This is a genomic window from Sphingomonas sp. Leaf339, from assembly GCF_001426195.1.
Lineage (GTDB): Bacteria > Pseudomonadota > Alphaproteobacteria > Sphingomonadales > Sphingomonadaceae > Sphingomonas.
The window spans coordinates 121837-142105 of the sequence record NZ_LMRS01000012.1; the positions used below are offsets into that span (position 1 = coordinate 121837).

At 64.3% G+C, this 20269-nt stretch carries 17 protein-coding genes, 2 tRNA genes and 1 pseudogene; 5 read left to right on the top strand and 15 right to left on the bottom strand.

Annotated features, from left to right (window positions below; all coding sequences use genetic code 11):
- Positions 1-49 precede the first annotated feature (49 nt).
- The gene (locus tag ASG67_RS07415; protein ID WP_235535102.1) at positions 50-1558 is read right to left on the bottom strand and encodes an FAD-dependent oxidoreductase; all 1509 of its coding nucleotides are present in this window, start codon (positions 1556-1558) and stop codon (positions 50-52) included.
- 283 nt (positions 1559-1841) lie between these two features.
- On the opposite strand from ASG67_RS07415, the gene katG reads away from it, so the two are divergent.
- Positions 1842-4136, top strand: coding sequence for a catalase/peroxidase HPI (katG, locus tag ASG67_RS07420; RefSeq protein WP_056527749.1), 2295 nt, complete (start codon positions 1842-1844; stop codon positions 4134-4136).
- A 355-nt stretch (positions 4137-4491) separates the two neighbouring features.
- Here katG and ASG67_RS07425 read toward each other — a convergent pair whose 3' ends face one another.
- Positions 4492-7275: a TonB-dependent receptor plug domain-containing protein gene (locus ASG67_RS07425; RefSeq protein WP_056527752.1), complete on the bottom strand. Its 2784-nt coding sequence runs from the start codon at positions 7273-7275 to the stop codon at positions 4492-4494.
- A gap of 64 nt (positions 7276-7339) precedes the next feature.
- Here ASG67_RS07425 and ASG67_RS07430 point away from each other — a divergent pair, with 64 nt between their 5' ends.
- Positions 7340-7834: a hypothetical protein gene (locus ASG67_RS07430; RefSeq protein ID WP_235535103.1), complete on the top strand. Its 495-nt coding sequence runs from the start codon at positions 7340-7342 to the stop codon at positions 7832-7834.
- Positions 7835-7856: 22 nt separating this feature from the next.
- Here ASG67_RS07430 and ASG67_RS07435 read toward each other — a convergent pair whose 3' ends face one another.
- Genes ASG67_RS07435 through ASG67_RS07445 form a run of 3 tightly spaced genes read right to left on the bottom strand, consistent with a single transcriptional unit; the run spans position 7857 to position 8890 of the window.
- Positions 7857-8516, bottom strand: a complete 660-nt coding sequence (locus ASG67_RS07435) for an SOS response-associated peptidase family protein (protein ID WP_056527758.1) — start codon at positions 8514-8516, stop codon at positions 7857-7859.
- Positions 8517-8702, bottom strand: a complete 186-nt coding sequence (locus tag ASG67_RS19795; protein ID WP_056527761.1) for a DUF6961 family protein — start codon at positions 8700-8702, stop codon at positions 8517-8519.
- 2 nt (positions 8703-8704) lie between these two features.
- Entirely contained in the window at positions 8705-8890 is a 186-nt protein-coding gene (locus ASG67_RS07445; protein WP_056527764.1) for a hypothetical protein, read from the bottom strand.
- A gap of 406 nt (positions 8891-9296) precedes the next feature.
- On the opposite strand from ASG67_RS07445, the pseudogene ASG67_RS19405 reads away from it, so the two are divergent.
- Positions 9297-9434, top strand: a pseudogene (locus ASG67_RS19405) (IS5/IS1182 family transposase); the annotation flags it as partial.
- 167 nt (positions 9435-9601) lie between these two features.
- On the opposite strand, the gene ASG67_RS07455 reads toward ASG67_RS19405, so the two are convergent.
- The 6 genes from ASG67_RS07455 to ASG67_RS07480 all read right to left on the bottom strand — a co-directional run bounded on the left by ASG67_RS07455 (position 9602) and on the right by ASG67_RS07480 (position 15403).
- Positions 9602-9677 (bottom strand) — tRNA-Lys (locus tag ASG67_RS07455).
- A gap of 94 nt (positions 9678-9771) precedes the next feature.
- Positions 9772-10881 (bottom strand): rod shape-determining protein RodA, encoded by a 1110-nt coding sequence (gene rodA / locus ASG67_RS07460; protein ID WP_056527770.1) that lies wholly within the window; start codon positions 10879-10881, stop codon positions 9772-9774.
- Positions 10878-12956 carry a penicillin-binding protein 2 gene (gene mrdA / locus ASG67_RS07465; RefSeq protein WP_056527773.1) on the bottom strand — a complete coding sequence of 693 codons (2079 nt, stop codon included), beginning with the start codon at positions 12954-12956 and terminating at the stop codon, positions 10878-10880. Before mrdA ends, rodA begins: the two co-directional genes overlap by 4 nt.
- A complete protein-coding gene (locus tag ASG67_RS07470) occupies positions 12953-13468 on the bottom strand; it encodes a hypothetical protein (RefSeq protein WP_056527776.1) in 516 nt (171 codons plus the stop codon). The genes mrdA and ASG67_RS07470 overlap by 4 nt, the downstream gene beginning before the upstream one ends.
- Positions 13465-14340 carry a rod shape-determining protein MreC gene (mreC, locus tag ASG67_RS07475; protein ID WP_056527779.1) on the bottom strand — a complete coding sequence of 292 codons (876 nt, stop codon included), beginning with the start codon at positions 14338-14340 and terminating at the stop codon, positions 13465-13467. Before mreC ends, ASG67_RS07470 begins: the two co-directional genes overlap by 4 nt.
- 22 nt (positions 14341-14362) lie before the next feature.
- Positions 14363-15403 (bottom strand): rod shape-determining protein, encoded by a 1041-nt coding sequence (locus tag ASG67_RS07480; protein WP_056527782.1) that lies wholly within the window; start codon positions 15401-15403, stop codon positions 14363-14365.
- A 146-nt stretch (positions 15404-15549) separates the two neighbouring features.
- On the opposite strand from ASG67_RS07480, the gene mutL reads away from it, so the two are divergent.
- Both mutL and ASG67_RS07490 read left to right on the top strand, forming a co-directional pair.
- The gene (gene mutL, locus ASG67_RS07485) at positions 15550-17313 is read left to right on the top strand and encodes a DNA mismatch repair endonuclease MutL (protein ID WP_056527785.1); all 1764 of its coding nucleotides are present in this window, start codon (positions 15550-15552) and stop codon (positions 17311-17313) included.
- Between the two features lie 60 nt (positions 17314-17373).
- Positions 17374-18249, top strand: a complete 876-nt coding sequence (locus ASG67_RS07490) for an SDR family oxidoreductase (protein ID WP_056527788.1) — start codon at positions 17374-17376, stop codon at positions 18247-18249.
- 66 nt (positions 18250-18315) lie between these two features.
- On the opposite strand, the gene ASG67_RS07495 is transcribed toward ASG67_RS07490, so the two are convergent.
- The 4 genes from ASG67_RS07495 to ASG67_RS07510 form a co-directional block, all read right to left on the bottom strand.
- A complete protein-coding gene (locus ASG67_RS07495) occupies positions 18316-18930 on the bottom strand; it encodes a CC0125/CC1285 family lipoprotein (protein WP_056527790.1) in 615 nt (204 codons plus the stop codon).
- A gap of 124 nt (positions 18931-19054) precedes the next feature.
- The gene (locus ASG67_RS07500) at positions 19055-19471 is read right to left on the bottom strand and encodes a secondary thiamine-phosphate synthase enzyme YjbQ (RefSeq protein WP_056527793.1); all 417 of its coding nucleotides are present in this window, start codon (positions 19469-19471) and stop codon (positions 19055-19057) included.
- Between the two features lie 187 nt (positions 19472-19658).
- A complete protein-coding gene (locus ASG67_RS07505) occupies positions 19659-19865 on the bottom strand; it encodes a hypothetical protein (RefSeq protein ID WP_056527796.1) in 207 nt (68 codons plus the stop codon).
- A 306-nt stretch (positions 19866-20171) separates the two neighbouring features.
- Positions 20172-20246, bottom strand: a tRNA-Asn gene (locus ASG67_RS07510).
- Between the last annotated feature and the right edge of the window lie 23 nt (positions 20247-20269).

Consider the following 20269-nt stretch of genomic DNA (forward strand, 5'->3'; position numbering starts at 1 on the left):
TACCAAGGGCTGCGACCCAGCAAGTTCACGAGCATTATCGCTGAGCGCGTCATGCCGCGTCCCACGCGGCCTCCTTTACGAGCGCAATCTCGTCGCGACCGCAGGTCAACACCGCCTGTTCCTCACCGTCTTCGTGAAGGAATACCGCAAAGTCGCCGGCGCTCACATCTCCTTCGACTCTGCGATCATCAGGTTTGGCGACGTGGCCGACATAATGTAGGCTGGCGTCATACTGCCCGGTCCAAAAGAACGGCGTGTCGCCATAGCTACCGGATACCGCCCCGAGCAGCGAGCGGGCGAGCCACTGGCCCTGGCGCTGTGCATGAACCCAGTGTTCGACGCGGATCGGGTGGCCGAGCCGCGGGTCGGGATAGCTGGCTATGTCACCGATTGCGTAAATTCCGGCGACTGACGTCCGCAACTGCGCATCAACGGCGACGCCGCCCCCGGCGTCCTTATCCGCGATCCTCAGCCCTGCCGCCTTGGCCAGGTCGATCCTCGGTTCTACCCCGACGCCAACGACAATCAGATCACCGTCGACCGTCGTGCCGTCGTCGAGCCTGGCGGTGTTGCCGTCAAACCGCGTGAGTTCGCGGTCGAGATGGAAGGTGACGCCCTTCTCCTCGTGCAGCGCCTGAACGAACTTACCGACCTCGGGTCCTGCAACCTTGGCGAGTGGGACGCTATCCCTGGCGATCACCGCGACGGCGAGTCCTGCCTGTGTCAGCGAGGCTGCCGCCTCTAGCCCAATGAAGCTAGCGCCCAGCACGATCGCGCGCTTCGCATCCTCCGCGGCGGCTTTCAGCGCATCGGCATCGGCCAGCGTGCGCAGGACGAAGACATTGTCCGCGGACTTCACCGTATCGGGCGTGACCGGCGTTGCGCCGGTGGCGAGGACGAGAATGTCGTAGGGCACACAGTCCTGATCGGCGGTGACCACGGCGCGGTCGTTGACGTCGATCGACGTCACCGCGACGCCGGCTCGGACCTGCGGGGCAGGACCGCGACCCAGACCGGCTTCGGGCATTGCAATTTCGTGGCGTTCCACGTCACCCGCAAGATAGCCCTTCGAGACGGCGGTGCGGTCATAGGGCGCGTCGGTGTCGTCGGACAGAATCGTCACGTCACCGCCGAGCCCGGAGCGTGCGAGCATGTCGGCGCAGGCATGGCCCGCCGCGCCGCCGCCGACGATGACGATCTTGCCGATCGACGCGACGGATGGGGTGGCCCGCTCCTGCTGATCCTTGCCAGTGACGGATACGATGCCGTCCTCCTCAATGACGGCAAACCTGTCGAGCGGCGCAAACGCCGGCGCAGACACAGCTTCGCCATCGTCGAGCGAAAATCGTGCGTGGTGCCACGGGCAGCGTATCGTTCCGTCGATCACCATGCCGGTGTCGAGCGGCGCGCCCTGATGCGTGCACTTGCCGGCAAACGCGCAGACCTTGCCGCCATGCCGGACCAGGATGACGTCCTCGCCCGCGAACGATCCTGCGACCGGCGTATCGTCGCGCAGGTCCGTTGCTGGCATACCTTTGCCTAGATCGATCGTCGCCATGGCCATAGTCTCCGAAATGCGCTGATGGAACGCTGCACACCAGCATCGGTTACCGGGTGCGCGCAAATTCCTCGTGCCTGTACAGTTATTTCAGCGCGAGGTGGTCTTTCGCACCCCGCGGCGCACGATCCGGATAACGGTGCCGTGCCGGACGTCGGGACCGGTTCGTCAGATTCGTGCAGAAACATCGTGACCTAATCGGGTGCTGCGACGTTCTCTTTTTCGAGACACGCTCTTGCCGTCCCGCCCCGCTGGCGGGTCGGCCTACGAAGGACTGCCCTCCATGCTCGATATCCAGGATGACAAGACTAACACGCAGACCCATGAAATGGAAGGAAAATGCCCGTTCGGCGGCGATCGGATCGGTGGGGCGATCGGCACGCCGCCGGCGCTTTCTGACTGGTATCCGGATCGTCTGAAGGTGGAGATGCTCCACCAGAACGGGCCGCAGGCCAATCCGCTGGGCGAGGACTTCGATTATGCGGCAGCGTTCAACCGGATCGATCTTGCGGCGCTGAAGCAGGAGATCAAAACGTTCCTGACGTCGTCGGTTGCGTGGTGGCCGTCGGACTATGGCAATTACGGCCCGCAGATGATCCGCATGGCGTGGCATGCCGCGGGGACGTACCGCATCGCCGATGGGCGCGGCGGCGCCGGGGAGGCGCTGCAACGCTTCGCGCCGATCAGCAGCTGGTGGGACAACGGCAACACCGACAAGTCGCGTCGCCTGATCTGGCCGATCAAGCAGAAATACGGCAGCGCACTGTCATGGGGCGACCTCATGGTGCTGACCGGCAACTGCGCCCTCGAGATTATGGGCTTTCCGACCTACGGCTTTGCGGGCGGCCGCCAGGACGCGTGGGAAGCCGATTCGGCGACATATTGGGGTCCGGAAGTCTGGGATCCGACCAACATCCAGTCGCCCGACAGCATGGTGAACCGCGACAAGCGCTGGCGTGGCCAGAACGGCGACGCCGATTACGCCCTTGAGAACCCGCTGGCCGCGACGCACCAGGCGCTGATCTACGTCAATCCCGAAGGTCCCTATGCCAATGGCGACCCGCTCGGATCGGCGCGCGACATCCGGATCGCCTTCACGCGCATGGCGATGAACGACGAGGAGACCGTCGCGCTGATCGCCGGCGGCCATGCCTTCGGCAAGAGCCACGGGATGGTCCCGGCCGACCAAATCGGCATGCCGCCCGAGATCGCCCCGATCGAGGCAATGGGTCTCGGCTGGCACAACCCGGTCGGCACCGGCGCGGGCGAATTCACGATGACCAACGGTATCGAAGGTAGCTGGACGCCCGACCCGACTCAGTGGGACAACAGCTATCTCGAGAACCTGTTCAAGTTCGAGTGGGAGCAGACCAAGAGTCCGGCCGGCGCGACCCAGTGGACGCCGATCGATCCGTCGGCGCCCAAGACGCCCGACGCGCATGTGCAGGGTAAGATGCACCCGCTGATGATGATGACCAGCGATATCGCGTTGAAGCTCGATCCCGCTTATCGCGCGGTGTGCGAGAAGTTCCTCGGCGATTTCGACGCGTTTACGCAGGCGTTTTCGAAGGCGTGGTACAAGCTGACCCACCGCGACATGGGGCCGCGCGAACGCTATCTGGGGCCCGAGCGGACGCTGGAGAACGACCTGTTGTGGCAGGATCCGATCCCGCCGCTCGATCACGATCCGATCGGCGAGGCGGATATTGCCGCGCTCAAGCAGGCGATCATGGCCACTGGTCTGTCGGTGTCCGACTTGGTGTTCACCGCATTTTCCGCGGCGGCCACATATCGCAATAGCGACAAGCGCGGTGGCGCGAACGGCGCGCGGCTAGCCTTGTCGCCTCAGAAGGATTGGGCCGTCAACCGGCGGACAATCCCCGTCGTCGCCGCGCTGCGTGACGTCATGGCGGATTTCAACGGTGCGCCGGGTCGTACGACCAAGGTCTCGTTGGCCGATCTGATCGTGCTGGGCGGGTGTGCCGCGGTCGAAAGGGCGGCCGCGGAGGCCGGACTTGATGTCGCGGTGCCGTTCACGCCGGGGCGACGCGATACGACCCAAGAGCTGACCGATATCGAGATGTTCAATTGGCTGAAGCCGGTCGTCGATGGGTTTCGCAATTATGTCGACGATCAGTTCGACACGATCGCCCGCGATGTCGCACCGGAAGAGCTGTTCCTCGACAAGGCGCAATTGCTTGCGCTGACGGCGCCCGAATGGGTCGCGTTGATCGGCGGTCTACGCGCGATGGGGGCGAATTACGACAATTCGGCGAACGGCATCTTCACCGACCGCGTCGGCGTGCTGACCAACGACTTTTTTACCGTGCTGACGAGCATGGAGTTTGAGTGGAAGAAGACCGACGAAACCGGGATGGCGTTCTCGCTCAACGGTCGTACCACCGGGGACGTGCGGTTCACCGCCACGAGAAGTGATCTGATCTTCGGTTCCAACAGTCAGCTTCGCGCGGTGGCGGAGGTATACGCGAGTGGCGACGGGCATGCCCGGTTCGTCCGGGACTTCGTGGCCGTATGGGACAAGGTGATGATGCTCGATCGGTTCGACGTCCGAGGTTGAACAAGCATTGCCAATTGAGACATGTCCAAGCGAAGGGGGGGCAGATCTTATCGATCTGGCCCCCCCGATTATCTGCCAAAGCGGGGTAGCCGATCATCCCAAGCGTTTCGTCGCGGCGGCGATCAACGTAAGGGGCCGCCGCAGAAGAGCAAAAATGCCAAGGCGTGGACAACCAGCATCAGCGAGGTGCTAACCGGACCGGCAGAATAACGTTTGAAGGTCCATATGTCACAAAAGCTGCCCCGCAACTTATGGTCATGTTGCAACGACGAATCGAAGTCGCTCATTTGATCGAAACGCCGCGAGCACAAAGACCAGAGATAGGGAGGGACCCCCAGGCCCCTCCCACGTGCGATCAGAAGTTCACCGCAGCCCGTGCATAGAGGAAGCGACCGTTGAAGCCGAATGGCGAGAACCCGCTGTACGGCAGGAACTGATAGGTCGCGGGATAGCTGCCCCCGACACTCGTCGGCCGCGGGCCGAATGGGCGACGATCGGGATAGATGTCGAATGCGTTATCGACGCCAAGCGTCAGCTGCACACTCTGCAATTCGTAACTCAGCGAGAAGTCGGTGATCCACTTCGGCCGCAGCCGCTGATCGTCGGGTCCCAAAGCCGTCAGGCTCGTCGCATCCGCTCCAAGGGGCGCGGTCGTCTCTGGTGAGATGACAGAACCGTAACGCGTCGTCCGTGCCGATACGCCGACGCCGGCAATTTTCCCGTCGGTAGCGAAAACGGCCTTCGTCCGCGGCTGACCACGCTCGAACCGAATACCCTCGACGCGGCCAAACAGCACCAGGCCGGGAATCTGAGCGAGCGGGCCAAGGTTGTTCAGACGCTTGTCGATCTTGTTCTGCGTGTAGTTATACGCCGCAGAGAGATTCCACGCACCCAGGCCGCCCAGATTGGCCCGATAGGTGGCCACTGCATCGACCCCCTGCGTCGTCGTGTCGAGACCATTGATGAAGAAGCGGGCGGCGCCGACGTTGCTGAAGCCGTTGCTGGTCAGCACGGCCTGCACGGCGGCATTCTGCGCAGCGGTGCCGACACCGGCCGCGCCGAGATTTTCCGACAGCACCACGCGGTCCGTGATCTTGATCCGGAAATAATCGACCGTCAGGTTGAAACCGCGGAAGGGGTTGAACGTCGCGCCACCCGATAGATTGAACGATTTCTCAGGATCGAGCGGTTGTGATCCGAGTGCGCGAGCAACGGGGCTGCTGACCGGCACCGTGGATACGTCGACCGGCACACCGGCGAGGAAGTTGGTCGACGTGGTCGTGAAGAACTGCTGATGCAGTGATGGCGCACGGAAACCGTTCGACACCGACCCGCGCAACGCGAAGCCCTCCACAAATTCATAGCGCAAGGCGAGCTTGCCGTTCAGCGTGTCGCCAAAGTCGCTGTAATGCTCATAACGGCCCGCTGCGGTGGCGGTGAGACCAGTGAACAGGTCGGCGTCGAACTCGACATAACCGGCGAAACTGTCGCGGTTCACGTTGGTGCGTGCTGAGACGGGTAGGCCGCCAAACCCCTGCGCACCCGCTGCGGCGGCGCGACCGGGGAAGGAACAGATCCCGTTGGCGAAGACGCCGCCAAGCACGGTGCAATTCCCAGCTGTCGTTGCCCGCGCCGGAGTAAACAGCGGCCCGGTCAGATATGACTGGGGATCGCCAGGACGGATCTGATAGATCTCATGGCGATATTCGCCACCGAACGCGAACGACAGTGGCCCCGCAAGCCCGACGTCGAACTGGCGTGACAGATCGGCATTGGCGAGGATTTGCGAGAAGGAGAGACCGCCGGCATCGAATGAGCCCTGGCTCTGAGGCCCGAATGAGACGTTGACGCTGTTCTCTGTTCGGTAGTTCAGCTCGTTGCGCCCGAAGCCCAACGAGAAATCACCCTTAAAACCCGCAACGTCAGCTCGAATGCCGCTGGTCGCCGACATGTCGTCGATATTCGACTGGATTTTGGGCAGATAGCCATCAGGCGTCAGGCCGACGAAATTTGCATTGGTTGGCACGGTGCCAGGCGTCAGCGTCGAGAAGTCACGATTGGTCGCGGCCGATTGCTGACGGAAGTTCGCCGCTGACAAGCCGTCGCGGTGGCCATAGGTGAAGAAGCCATAGAATTCGGCGTTGCCCAGCGGCATACCTGTGTTGATGAGGAAGTTGAAATCCTCCGTCTTGGCATCGCCGTAACGGAAATCGAGTCGATCAAACGTCGCCTCGCGCGCGTCGAACGTTGTCGTGGTCGGGCGGATGTAATTGGGCCGTAGATCGTAACCCTGCCGATTGGTGAAGTTGCGGTCGCGATATTCGCCGGTAAAATTGAAAAAGCCGCCATCGCCAATGGGGAGGCCGACATTGACGCCGAACGTCGTATATCCACCGTCACGTGCCTTGCGCTCACCCGAGCTGTTCGCCTGGAGATAGCGGGTATCCGCGGTCCCAAGAGCCGGTTGGCCACCTGACGTCACCAGACCATCGAAGTCGGACACCCCGTCCAAGGTGGTGACATATTTCCCGTAGCTGACCTGCGCACGCCCACCCGAGCTTGCGGTCTTCAACTGCACGTTGATCACACCGGCGATCGCGTCCGACCCATATTGCGACGAGGCGCCGTCACGCAGCACTTCGATCCGTTGAATCGCCAGCGCCGGGATCATGTTCATATCCACCGCCGCAGCGCCGCGACCGACCGTTCCATTGATGTTGAGGAGCGCCGAGACATGACGGCGCTTGCCGTTCAGCAGCACCAGCGTCTGGTCGGGGTTCAGGCCACGCAGCGTCGCGGGGCGGGTGACGTCGGAACCGTCGGCGATCGAAGGCTGCGGGAAGTTGAAGGAAGGTATGAGCTGATTGAGCGTCTTGTTAAGCTCGCCCGTCCCTGAAGCCTGCAGCGCGCTTTCGGAAATCACGTCGATCGGCACCGGGCTATCGGAAACGGTACGATTGGCGACACGGCTGCCAATGACAACGATCTGACTGCCGGCGTCAGCCTCTGGAGCGACCTGCGCGTCGGCAGTTGTCTCCTGACTGGGTGCCGACTGGATCGTCTGTGCCGCGGCAGGCGCTCCGAGCGCCATTGCTGACACGGACAACGACAGGCCCGCAATAAATTTGCCGTGCTTCATGAATTTCCCCCTGTTCCGAGCAGCTTCCCACTGCTCGATCCAACGACACCTTATGAGGATTGCGTTGGCCGACAAGGCGACGGCGCCGATGTCACTCTTTTGGTTTTGTATTGTTGCGGGGTTGCAACAGAGGTGGCGCCTGACTGAAGTCAGCCACTCGATAGGCGCTCTGGCGACCATCCATTGCTTTTTGCGTCATCAACGCGGAGTGAGCGGCATGCCCCATGCCAGCAACATCGTCTACTGCGACGGACCCGACAGCCCACACGCCTTCGACATCGTGCCGCTCCAGCCGCGCAATGGCAGCCTCGATGCAAAATGCCCGGTATGTGGCGGCCGTGGCCAGTGGAATACCGAGATCGATCTCGTGAGTTTCCGGTGTAAGCGGACGGTGTGCGACCGGTGCGACGGCGCTGGCTGGATCGAAACCGGCAACGATCCGATCGCCATCCCAGACATCGAGATGACGGCAGATGGACACCCGCAGTGGACGATCCGATATGAGCCCAGCGAAGGCAGTTCTGTCGATCCCGTCAAGCCGGGCCTAGCCAACCCCTGATCGCACCTGTCGATAAGCGCTTTTACAGGAGCGTCGCCACAGTCTCTCGGGTCGGGAACACCGGTCCCCGCACTGTCATCCGATTGGCCGGGTATGGCCGCTGCAGCGCCACCGCATCGTCATAGTCGCCGGTCAGCCAGTGATCCTGATCGGTCGGCGCCAGAATGGTGATCATCGCCTTCGGATGGATCGGCTGGACCAGCTTGTTGGCATCGCAAGTCACCATGGCGAAATAGCGTTGATCCCCAACCTGCCGCCAGAACCCGGCGACCGCGAACACCGGCTGGTCGGTAACGGCGAACCACATCTCGCCCTTGATCGGCTTCCTGCCGTCGCCGAGATCGGATGGCTTGCGCGCCCATTCGCAGAACTCGGTCAGAGGGATCAGGCAGCGGTTGGCTGGGTCTGCGACCAGGGAGCGCCACTGCGGCAGGTGGAGGCTGCGGACATTGGTCTGCGCCACCTTGCGACCGTCTTGTTTCGCCTGTCCCGCCAGAACGTCCCATTCCATGACGTCAATCCCGCGACGGCCAGCGTCGTTGCGCACGACATAGGCGCGTCCGAACGGGCGTAGCTCTTTCGGATCGAAACGATTGTCCATCGGCTTATCGACCAGCCAGTCAGCTGCAAACGTCTCGCGGATCGTCTCTGGCTCACTGCTAAGCCGGGCACGGTTACACATCTACTGGGTCGTCCCGTTACGAAGTTGGTCGTACCGCTGGATGACCTCCCGCCGCCGGACGACGTCTGCCATATTCCTCGCCCTTGCCAGCGTCACGCACGGCTTGGTCACGAATGCGGCCAGAGCGTCACCGTGCTGTTTTATAACCGCAAGCGCCTCAGCCCATCGCTCGTGCTCTGGTGTCATCGTCAGGCAAGGTCGCCCAGTTGCTCGATCACCGCATCTTCAGCCGTAGGCGGCGCCGCCGCGGCGATGAGTGCCAACAGGTTGTCGGCCGAAAAACCGGTCTGATCGTCGATGACGTCGCCCGGCTTTAGCGTAGCGGCAAATGCGCGTGCGTGCGCGAGAGCGGTGGGGAGCGAGTCAATGTCCATAGCACTGTCTTTAGCCCAGCTAGCCGCCAGCATATACACGTTTACGCGCAAACCCTTTGCGTAGCCTCAACGTCGCGAGGTCACGTTTCACGGAACGGGCATTTCGTGGAACAGAAGATGAAAAAGGGCCGCTGAATGGCGATCAGCGGCCCATGTCGACTGCGATGCTAAAGGGGGGAAAAAACATCGCAGGCCATGACAACGACAGTCCTGCTTACCGGTTCCAAAACGCAGTGAACGTCAAGCGAAAGGGGCCGATGGTTTTCTGACCACAGACCCCCGCCTCGCCAGAAAAAACGAGGGAGAAACATCAGGTGTAGCGAACCAATGAATGGCGACAACGGTCGTGGACAGGCGTACCGATCATGCCGAATCCTACCAGCATCATCGCCCAAGTGCCGCGTGGCGCCGCAGCCGCATCGAGATCAAGTTTGGCAGGCCAAAGGACTGGCGCCCCGTCGCGACCCGCTATGACCGGTGCCTTACGGTCCGTCTTCTCCGCCATGCTCTCGCGGCCGTCATCATCTTCTGGCTAGGGTCCTGACCATAACGAGGTCTAGCGTTTTACGGAACGCGCAATGCGTCCGCGCACCTCTATCGCAAGACGAAGGATGCTTCGGAATTCAAAACAGGATCGTTGTCTATTTGGCACTCAGCGTTCGAACCCTCGATAAGGTGTTGCGCTGAAATGCTGATATGACCGAGAAGAAATGGTGGACGCACTTGGGCTCGAACCAAGGACCCGCTGATTAAGAGTCAGCTGCTCTACCAACTGAGCTATGCGTCCATACCGGGCAGCGAGTAAGGCGCTTGGTGGGCGCCGCCGCATCGGGGAAGCGCGCTGTTAACATCGTGGGCCGGCCGCGCAACCCCTTTTTTATCTACCAGCGGGCGCGGCGACGATTTTCGCGGTCGATCGACATCAGGATACCCAGGCACAACAGCACCGTCATCTGCGCCGAGCTGCCGAAGCTGACCAGCGGCAGGGGAATGCCGACGACCGGCGCCAGCCCCATCACCATCATCAGATTGATCGCCACGTAAAAGAAGATCGTCGAGGCGAGGCCAGCGGCGGTCAGGCGAGCAAAGCGGCCCTCCGATGCCTGCGCCACCTCGATCCCCCAGCGGATCACCAGCATGAAGGCGAGGATCAGCAGGCATCCGCCGACCAGCCCCCATTCCTCGGCCATCGTCGCGAAGACGAAATCCGTATGCCCCTCGGGCAGATAATCCAGGTGGCTCTGCGTTCCCTGCATGAAGCCCTTGCCCCATATCCCACCGGAGCCGATTGCGATCTTCGACTGGCTGATGTGGTAACCGGTGCCGAGCGGATCGCTTTCGGGATCGAGGAAGATCAGGATGCGATTGCGCTGGTAATCGTGAAGCAGGAAATTGACCGCCAGCGGGATCGATACCGCCGCCGCCAGCCCACCGCCGATGAACAGGCGCAGCGGGATCCCGGCCAGGAACATTACCGTCGCGCCGCCCGCACAGATCATCAGGCCGGTGCCCAGATCAGGCTGCATCATCACCAGCGCCGCCGGCACGCCGATCAGGATTGCCGCCGGCCAGATCGCACCGAACCGCCGCGTCTCGCCTGGCGGCAACAGGTCATAGAAGCGCGCACACGCCAGCACGATCGCCGGCTTCATGAATTCCGACGGCTGCAGCCGGATGAACCCCAGATCGAGCCATCGCTGCGATCCGCCCGATACCTTGCCGAGCAATTCCACCGCCAGCAGCGACACGACGATGATCGCATAGGTCGGCAGCGCGCCGGTCTTCCATATCCGGATAGGCACATAAGACAGCGTCAGCGCCGCCCCCAACAGGACGAAGAAGCGGATACCCTGTGACAGCGCCCAAGGCCGTACCGAGCCGCCAGCGGCCGAATACAGCACCACCTGCCCGAAACAGGCGATCGCCAGTACCAGCAGGATCACCCGCCACGGCAGGCGGGCGATGGGTTCGGGCAGCAGGCTTGCACTCAAGGAATACGCTCCGTCGTGCCATCTTCGGCGGGGGTGACGCCGGCGGCGGCATTGGCGAGTGCGGCCTGTGTCTGGTTGGCCAGATCGGTCGCGGCCTCGACCGCGGGTGCGTCGCTCGGCACCACGTCGTCGGTCTTGGTCGCGACGGCGGCGGGTGGCGGATTGTGTTCGGCGCGATAGGCAGCCTCGTCGGCCGCCATGCGGGTCGCGATATCGCCGCCCCAGGTCGGCTCCACCTCCGCCAACGTGGCCAGCGCGCGGTCGCGATCGAACATATACGTCATGATGTCGCGCCCGATCATCGGTGTGTCGAGGTTGCGCACGGTGTGGCCGTTATGTTCCAGCACCACCGCCATCGCATAGCGCGGATTGTCCGCCGGCGCGAAGCCGACGAACAGCGCGTGGTCGCGCATCTTGAACGGCAATTGCCCGTTCTTCAGCACGCCGCCACGGCGTTCCGCCATCGTGATGCGGCGCACCTGCGCGGTGCCGGTCTTGCCCGCGATGGCGATGCCCGGCACCAGCAGCCGCGCGGCGCCGCCGGTGCCGCCGCCATTGACCACGCCCCACATCGCCTCGCGCACCAGTTGCAGATGCTCGGACTGATAGGGGAGGGCATCGGCATCACGGTGGACCTGCGCGGCCAACAGGCTCGGCCGAAGCGCCCGCCCGGAGGCAAGGCGAGAGGCCATCACCGCCAGTTGCAACGGATTGGCCAGCACATATCCCTGTCCGATCGATGCGTTCAGGCCATCGGCGACGGTCCAGCGGTCCTTGTACTTCGCCAGCTTCCACGCGCTGTCGGGCACGGTGCCATATCGCTGCGTGCCGAACGGCAGCTCGAACTTCTGCCCCAGCCCCACTGTGCGGGCGACCGGCGCGATGCGGTCGTACCCCATCCGCCGGATCATCTCGTAGAAATAGATGTCACACGATTGCGCGACCGCGCCCTTCATGTCGAGACCACCGTGACCGCCGCGTTTGTGGCAGTGGAACACACCCGTTCCGACGCGCAACGCTCCCGTGCAGTTGATGCGGTCGGTCGGCGCCACGCCAGCCTCCAGCAGGGCGAGCGCGTTCATCGGCTTGACCGTGGAGCCCGGCGGATACAGCCCCTGTGTCACCTTGTTCATCAGCGGCACATGATCGTTGGCGGACAGCATCTCCCATTCCAGATGGCTGATCCCGTCGGAAAAGCTGTTGGGATTGTACGCCGGCATCGATACCATGCACAGCATCTCACCCGTGCGGCAGTCGATCACCACCGCCGACCCGGAATTGGTCCCGAGCCGGCGCGCGGCATATTCCTGCAACCCCGCATCGATCGTCAGGCGCGTGTTCCGGCCCGGCACATCGGGCCGGGTGGCAAGTTCGGCGACCAGCTTGCCGCGCGCCGTCACCTCGACCCGCTTGGCACCGGGATCGCCGCGCAGGCGCTTTTCCAGCGCTTTCTCCAGCCCGTCCTTGCCCAGCTTGAAACCGGGCGTGACCAGCAACGGATCGCGCGTCTCCTTGAACTGCTCGGCGGTCGGCGCGCCGACATAGCCGGTCAGATGCGCGACCGCTGCCCCACCGGGATAATGGCGCGCGAAGCCCCGCGTCGGCTGCACGCCCGGCAATTCCGGCAGCCGCACGCTCACCGCGGCGAACCGCTCCCAATCCAGCTTCTCGGCGATCTGCACGGGCTGGAACCCCGCCGCCCGGTCGAGGTCGAGGTGGATGCGCTCCATCTCGTCGGGCGGCAGTTGCAGCAGTTGCGCCAGCAGCGGCAGCACGCGATCCTTATCGCGCAGCCGATCGGGGATGATGTCGACGCGGAAATCGGTGCGGTTGTTCGCCACCGGCACGCCGTTGCGATCGATCAGCCAGCCACGCCGCGGCGGGATCAGCGTGGCGTTGACCCGGTTACTTTCCGACAGGCTGTTGTACCGCGCATTCTCGGCAATCGACAGCCACGCCATCCGCCCGGCCAGCAACGCACCGACCCCCAACTGGCCGGCGCCCAGCATCCAGGCACGCCGCGAAAAGCTGTACGCCTGCGTCGCCTCGGTCACGATGCGGGGCGCCCGCCTCATGCCAGCCCCCGCTTGCGATCGATCCACGCGACCAGCCGGGCGGACACCGGGAACAGCAGGACAGTGACCGCCCCCTGCGCCAGCAACGCACCATCGACATGCGCACCGACGGGCAGGGCGATCACGCGTCCACCCGCCAGGCACAGGACGATCGTCCCGCTTGCGATCAGCCAGTCCTGCCAGAAATCACGGAACGCCAGACGCCGTTCCATCAGGTCGATCGCCAGGAAACTGAGCGACCATAGCAGCACGGCCGAGCCGAGCGGCTGCCCGCTCAACAGATCGTCGAACAGTCCCAGCGGCGCTGCCGCCCATGGCCGCAACGCGAACCGGGCGAGCAATCGCCACGCCAGCAGCATCAAAAGCCCGCACGGCGGCAGGATCGGCACCGTCGCGATGACCGGCACGATCGTCACCAGCGATCCCGCCATCACCGTCGCCCATGGCAGCGCGCGCGCACGACCCGGCGTCAGCGTGGGGGCGAAGGGATCGAGATCGGCGGTCGGGCTCATGGCGCGGTTGGCAGTGACGGGGGTGGGGGCAGGGGCATGAACGCGCGTTCGACCACTGCGAAATCGAGGCTGTCCGGGTGCGCGAAGGTACGGGCGACGACGGTATCTGCGCCACCGGCGATCACCTGCGCCACCGGCAGTCCGGGTGCGTACAGCCCGCCGATGCCGGACGTCACGAACACGTCACCCGCATTGAAACGGACGTTGGTGGCATTGACCGACCGGATGTCGACCGTTCCATCGGCGCGCCCAGCCGCGATCGCGGGCAGGCCGTCGCGCGTGCGGCGAACCGGCACGATGCTGTCCGCATCGCTCAACAGCAGGACGCGCGCCGCGTTGGGCCCGGCCTCCGTCACCCGGCCGACAAGACCATCCGAGGCCCGCACCGGCATCCCCGGCAGTACGCCATCGAACCGTCCCGCGTTCAGCACGGCGAAACGGCGCCCGCTCGATGCGCTCGAACTCACCAGCCGCGCCGTGACCACCGGCTGGGCCGATCGGTCGCGGATCGCCAGCAGTGTGCGGAGGCGACGATTGTCATAAGCGATCGTCCGCGCCCGCATCAGCAACGGGCGCGCCCTCGTCAGCTCGCGCTTCAATGCCTCATTCTCGGCATGCGCGAAAACCCAGCCGTTGACGAAGCGCGGTACTTCCGCCGCCGCCGATCCGATCGACGCGAACACCGCCGATACCGGCGCGGTCACGCCCGCCGCCGTCATCCTCAGGCCAGAGAACAGCGGCGGATTGAACGTGCTGGCGACGAGCAACACCGCGCCCACCACCGCACCGGCGATGGCGAGCACGTAGCCCAGAAACAGTCCATATTGCCGACGACGCGAAAATCCGGTTCGCCGGTCACGGGCTGGCGCCATGCGCCGCTCCTAGTCTGGCAGATCAGCCGTTGTGCAGCACGCCGCGGAACATCGGATCTTCTAGCGCCCGGCCAGTGCCCAGCGCCACGCAGGTCAGCGGATTTTCCGCCACCGTCACCGGCAGGCCGGTCTCATCGCGCAGAACCTCGTCCAGCCCCTGCAGCAACGCCCCGCCACCGGTCAGGACGATACCCTGATCGACGATATCGGCGGCCAGTTCGGGCGCGGTGTTCTCCAGCGCGACACGAACGCCCTCGACGATCGTCGCCACCGGCTCCGACAGCGCCTCGGCGATCTGGCCCTGGTTGATCTGGATTTCCTTCGGCACGCCGTTGACCAGATCGCGACCCTTGATGTGGATGATCGTCCCGATCCCGTCGGCGGGCGGCTTCGCGCAGCCGACCTCGTGCTTGATCCGCTCGGCCGTGGCTTCACCGATCAGCAGATTATGGTTGCGGCGGACATAGCTGACGATCGCCTCGTCCATCTTGTCGCCACCGACGCGCACCGACGTCGTATAGGCCAGACCGCGCAGCGACAGCACCGCGACTTCGGTCGTGCCGCCACCGATATCGACCACCATGCTGCCGATCGGCTCGGTCACGGGCATGTCGGCGCCGATCGCGGCCGCCATCGGCTCTTCGATCAGCCAGACCTGACTGGCACCGGCGTTCGACGCGGCATCGCGGATCGCGCGGCGCTCGACCTTGGTGGAGCCCGACGGTACGCAGATCACGATCTCCGGCCAGCGGGCGAAGCGGCGGGGGCCGTGCACCTTCTGGATGAAATACTTTATCATCTGCTCGGCGACGTCGATGTCGGCGATCACGCCGTCACGCAGCGGTCGGATCGCCTCGATCGACCCCGGCGTCTTGCCCATCATCAGCTTGGCATCGTCGCCGACGGCCTTCACGCGCTTCTGGCCGTTGATCGTCTCGACCGCCACCACCGATGGTTCGTTCAACACGATACCGCGACCACGGACATAGACGACGGTATTCGCCGTGCCGAGGTCGATCGCCATATCGTGAGACATGAATTTGAAGAATCGGGGGAACTTCATCTAGCGCAGGTCCATTCAACGCCGCCGGAGAGCCGGCGACCGGTCGCAGGGCATCTCGCTGGCCGCCGCATGCTCATGAGCTGCCGGATGGATGTCATGGTTAAGCGGGGTCGCGGGATGGCTTGGCTTGGTCTAGAGCCACCCCTGTGTCAATACGTCGCCTGCCCGAGCATCTGGTCAATCGCATCGCCGCCGGTGAGGTGGTGGAAAGGCCCGCCAGCGCGTTGAAGGAACTCGTCGAGAACGCGCTCGACGCCGGCGCCACCCGCATTGCCGTCGCCTTAGTCGAAGGGGGATTGTCGCGCGTCGAGGTGGTCGATGACGGTTGCGGCATGACCCCGCCCGAACTGGCGCTGGCGTTGGAGCGGCATTGCACCTCGAAGCTGCCCGACGAGCGGATCGAGGCGGTCGAAACGCTCGGTTTTCGCGGTGAGGCGCTACCCTCGATCGCCAGCGTCGCGCGCCTGACCGTAGAGAGCCGGCCGCGCGGCGCGGATGGCTGGCGGCGCGTCGTCGATAACGGCCAGTTGGTGGCCGAGGGTCCGGCCGCTCTGCCACCGGGCACGCGCATCGTGATGGAGGAGCTGTTTGCCCGCGTCCCCGCGCGTCGCAAGTTCCTGCGCTCCGCCCGCGCCGAATATGGCGCCTGCCTCGATGCCGTCCGGCGGCTGGCGATGGCGCGGCCGGACGTCGCCTTCTCGGTCGAGCATGACGGCCGCCGGGTGCTGACCGTGGCGGCGGCAGAAGGTCGGCCGGCCCGCGTCGCCGCACTGACCGACCGGGCGCTCGCCGACAATGCGGTGACGATCGACTGGGTTCGCGAGGATATGGTGCTGGGCGGGGTCGCCGGCCTGCCGACGTTCCACCGCGGCGTCGCCGACCATCAATATCTGTTCGTCAACGGCCGCCCGGTGAAGGACCGGCTCCTCATCGGCGCAATCCGCGGCGCCTATGCCGAAATGATGCCGCGCGACCGCCATGCCGTGGTGGCGCTGTTCCTCGACTTGCCCGCCGATCAGGTCGATGTGAACGTCCACCCCGCCAAGACGGAGGTGCGGTTCCGCGATCCGTCGCTGGTACGCGGCTTGATCGTGTCGGGCCTTCGCCGCGCGCTGGACGAAGCCGGCCACCGTGTGGTGCATCGCCCGACCGACACCGCGCTGGAGATGTGGCGGCCGGAACCCGTGCAGCCGGCGCCAGCGAGCCCAGACTGGCTGACCCCGCCCGCCGGCGTCGCGACCAGCCTGTTCGATCGCCGCCCCACCTTCTTTACCGCGCCGCCACAGGCCCGCGCCGAACCCGCCTGGGCGCCGCCGCCGGAAAATACCGCCCACCCCCTCGGCGTCGCGCGCGGTCAGGTCGCCAAGACCTATGTCGTGGCCGAGGCGGAGGACGGCCTCGTCCTGGTCGACCAACACGCCGCGCACGAACGCCTCGTCCTCGAACGGATGCGCGCCGCATTGGCGGGTGGTCGCGTCGCGTCGCAGGCGCTGTTATTGCCCGAAGTCGTGGAGCTGGACGAACCCGCCTGCGACCGCCTGGAGGCCCGCGCCGCCGAACTCGCCGATTTCGGGTTGGAACTGGAACGGTTCGGCACCCGCGCGATGCTGGTCCGCGCCACGCCGGCGCTGTTGGGGCAGGCGGACCCGCGCGGCCTCGTCGCCGACCTCGCCGACGAACTCGCGGCGTTCGACGAGGCGTTGTCCCTGCGCGAACGGCTTGATCACGTCGCCGCGACGATGGCCTGCCACGGATCGGTCCGCGCGGGCCGCATTCTGTCAGTGGCCGAAATGAACGCCTTGCTCCGCGAGATGGAGGCGACGCCGCATTCCGGCCAATGCAACCACGGCCGCCCGACCTGGGTGAAACTGGCTCACAGCGATATCGAGAAGCTGTTCGGACGGCGCTGAAAAAGCGGACCTTTGCCTGCACCGCGATCGTTAGCCGTGCGAATGGCAAAGGACCCTCCCATGACCGACGATCCCCGTAACGCCGGACAGCATCCGTTTCCGGGCGAACCCACGCAGGAAGCGCCCGGCCTCGTCGCCGCGATGCGCAACGCGCCCGATCACGGCGAACAAAGCTATGTCGGCAAGGCTCTGCTGACCGGCAAGGTCGCCCTCATCACCGGCGGTGATTCCGGCATCGGTCGCGCGGTGGCGATCGCCTATGCCCGCGAAGGCGCTGATATCGCCATCTCGTACCTGCCCGCAGAACAGGTCGATGCCGAGGAGACGCGCAACTGGGTCGAGCAGGCGGGCCGCCGCTGCGTCCTACTGCCCGGCGATCTGCGGTCGGAGGACTACTGCCGCGACCTGGTCGCCCAGACGGCCAAACAACTGGGCCGGCTCGATATCCTCGTCAACAACGCCGCCGCGCAGACGATGAACAAGACGCTGGCCGACATTATTGCCACCGATGTCGAGGCGGCATTCCAGACCAACGTCTTCGCCATGTTTTATCTGGCGCGCGAGGCCGTACCGCATATGCAGCCGGGCGCGGTCATCATCAACACGACCAGCGAGCAGGCGAAGGTCGCGAACGAAAAGATGCTGATCTACGTCGCCACCAAGGGCGCGATCGCCAGCATGACCGTAGCCCTGTCCAACCTGCTCGCGCCCGAGGGCATCCGCGTGAACTGCGTCGCGCCCGGCCCGATCTGGACCCCGATCCAGCCGATCGCGAAGACCACGGAGGAACTGGAGCAGCTAGGCGCCGACACCCCCCTTGGCCGCGCCGGCCAACCCGCCGAACTGGCTCCCGCCTATGTCCTGCTGGCATCATGGGAAGGCAGCTACATCACCGGTGCGCTGATTCCCGTCACCGGCGGCGTGTCGATGCTGTAACCGCCAACGAGAAAGGGACCGGATCGCCATCGCCATCCGGTCCCTTTCAACGATCGTCCTTGGCGATCAGCGCGGCTGATCGGGCAACTGCACCGACGGGCCGACCGTCTCGACAACCTTGTGCGCATCGAATGCCCGGATGTTGTCGCGCGGGATCGGACCCTTGCGCATCACGATCTCGGCTGCCGCCTCGTATCGATCGACGGTGCGGATGTCGAAATCGTTACCGAACCCGCCACCGAAACCGCCGCCCCACGGGCCCCAGCCGCCCCAGCCGCCACGGCCGTAATAACGCCACGACGGACCCCAGAAGCCGCCAAACCCGCCATAGCCGAACCCGCCGCCACCAAAACCACCGCCGAAACCGGGCGTGGAATAGGTGCGCGACTGCAGGTTCGTGTCGCGGTCAGCCATCACGAAATAGTCGTAACCCTGCTGCAACGTCAGCTCGGCCGCACGGAAGAACAGATACCGCTCCACCGTGTCGCGTGACGTCACGCTGTTGCCGGCGAAGCTGATGAGGAAGCGGTTCGGCTCGATCTGCCGGTCACTGTAGCCTGTCCGATAGAAACCCTGGCCGGTGGCCGGGCGATAACGCGTTTCCGTCGCACAACCGGCGACGAGAAGAGTGCTGGTGGCCAACGCTGCCACAAGGGCCCTGCGGCCAAAGGAAAAAGCCATGTCGACGTCTCCGTTCGCGGCAAATGCGGCGAAACGCCCCGCCTTAGCCGTCGGTGGTGGAACGAGCGATGAACGAGATGGCTCCCGTTCAGGAAAATGAGTGCGGAGCCGCTTGTGTGAATGATTATTCACCGATCAAATGCAGCGTCAGCCTGCGTCGATGCGGCCGCCGGCGATGCTCGAACAAATAGATGCCCTGCCACGTCCCCAGCGTCATCTCACCGTCCCGGACGGGGATCGACAGGCTGACCGAAGTCAGCGCGGTGCGCAGATGCGCCGGCATGTCGTCCGGTCCTTCGTCGTCATGCTCGTACTCGCGGCTTTCCGGCGCGATGCGGGCGAAATAACGCTCCACGTCACGCCGCGCGGCGGGCGCCGCATTTTCCTGGATGATGAGCGATGCCGATGTATGCTGGCAAAATATCGTCAGCAGTCCGCCATCGATCCGCTGATCATCCAGCCAGCGCGCGATCGGCGCGGTGACGTCGATCATTCCCTGACCGTTTGTCGGGATGACCATATCGTTGAAAGCCTGTATCATCGACCATCAACGCTTGCCTTGCCGCTACGGCTCCGCACTGCAACGGATCGATCGCGAAAGGTCGGGCAACGATCCCTTTACCAATCGCCGTTAATCGCGGCGAGCGAGTTCAGTTCACCTTGTCTCGCATAACTCGGCCCGGCAGGCAGATCCTGCCGGGTCGCTTTTTTCCCGGCGGCGTCAGCGATCAGGGATAGGTGCGCAGATAACAGGCATCGTCCTGTCGCCCGACCAGACCCAACCAGTGCGATAGGCGGTGCAGATCGCCGGGCTCGTCATCACGCTCTTCCTGCGTAGCGATCATCGCCAGCACGGCTGCGGCGCGGCGTAACGCATTCGATCCCAGCACGATCTCACGATCCTGAGCCCGCCCCCCGACATTCTTGTCGACCATATCATCCTCTCCCCATACGACCGGGGCTCTCCGCCCTCCTAACGAGGATGCTCCGTCGAACAGACAAACGGCAATCGCGGTTGGATCGACTATGAAGATAAGGTTCCCGCCACTGGGCAAACAACGTCCGAAACGGACACGACCAACGACTTATTAGCCATTGTGCACCAATTCGGGACATAACGCTCAGGGGCCGATGCCGGCGGGCGCGATCAGTACCTTGGCCGGAAAAGAACCATGATCGAAAGAATTAAATGATGATCGGCAGAAAACATCGCCATATCATCCTCCGTCCATGACGAAGGGTGGCTCCCTGAGTAGGATTCGAACCTACGACCACTCGATTAACAGTCGAGAGCTCTACCGCTGAGCTATCAGGGATCGTTGCCGTGGGCGGGTCTATA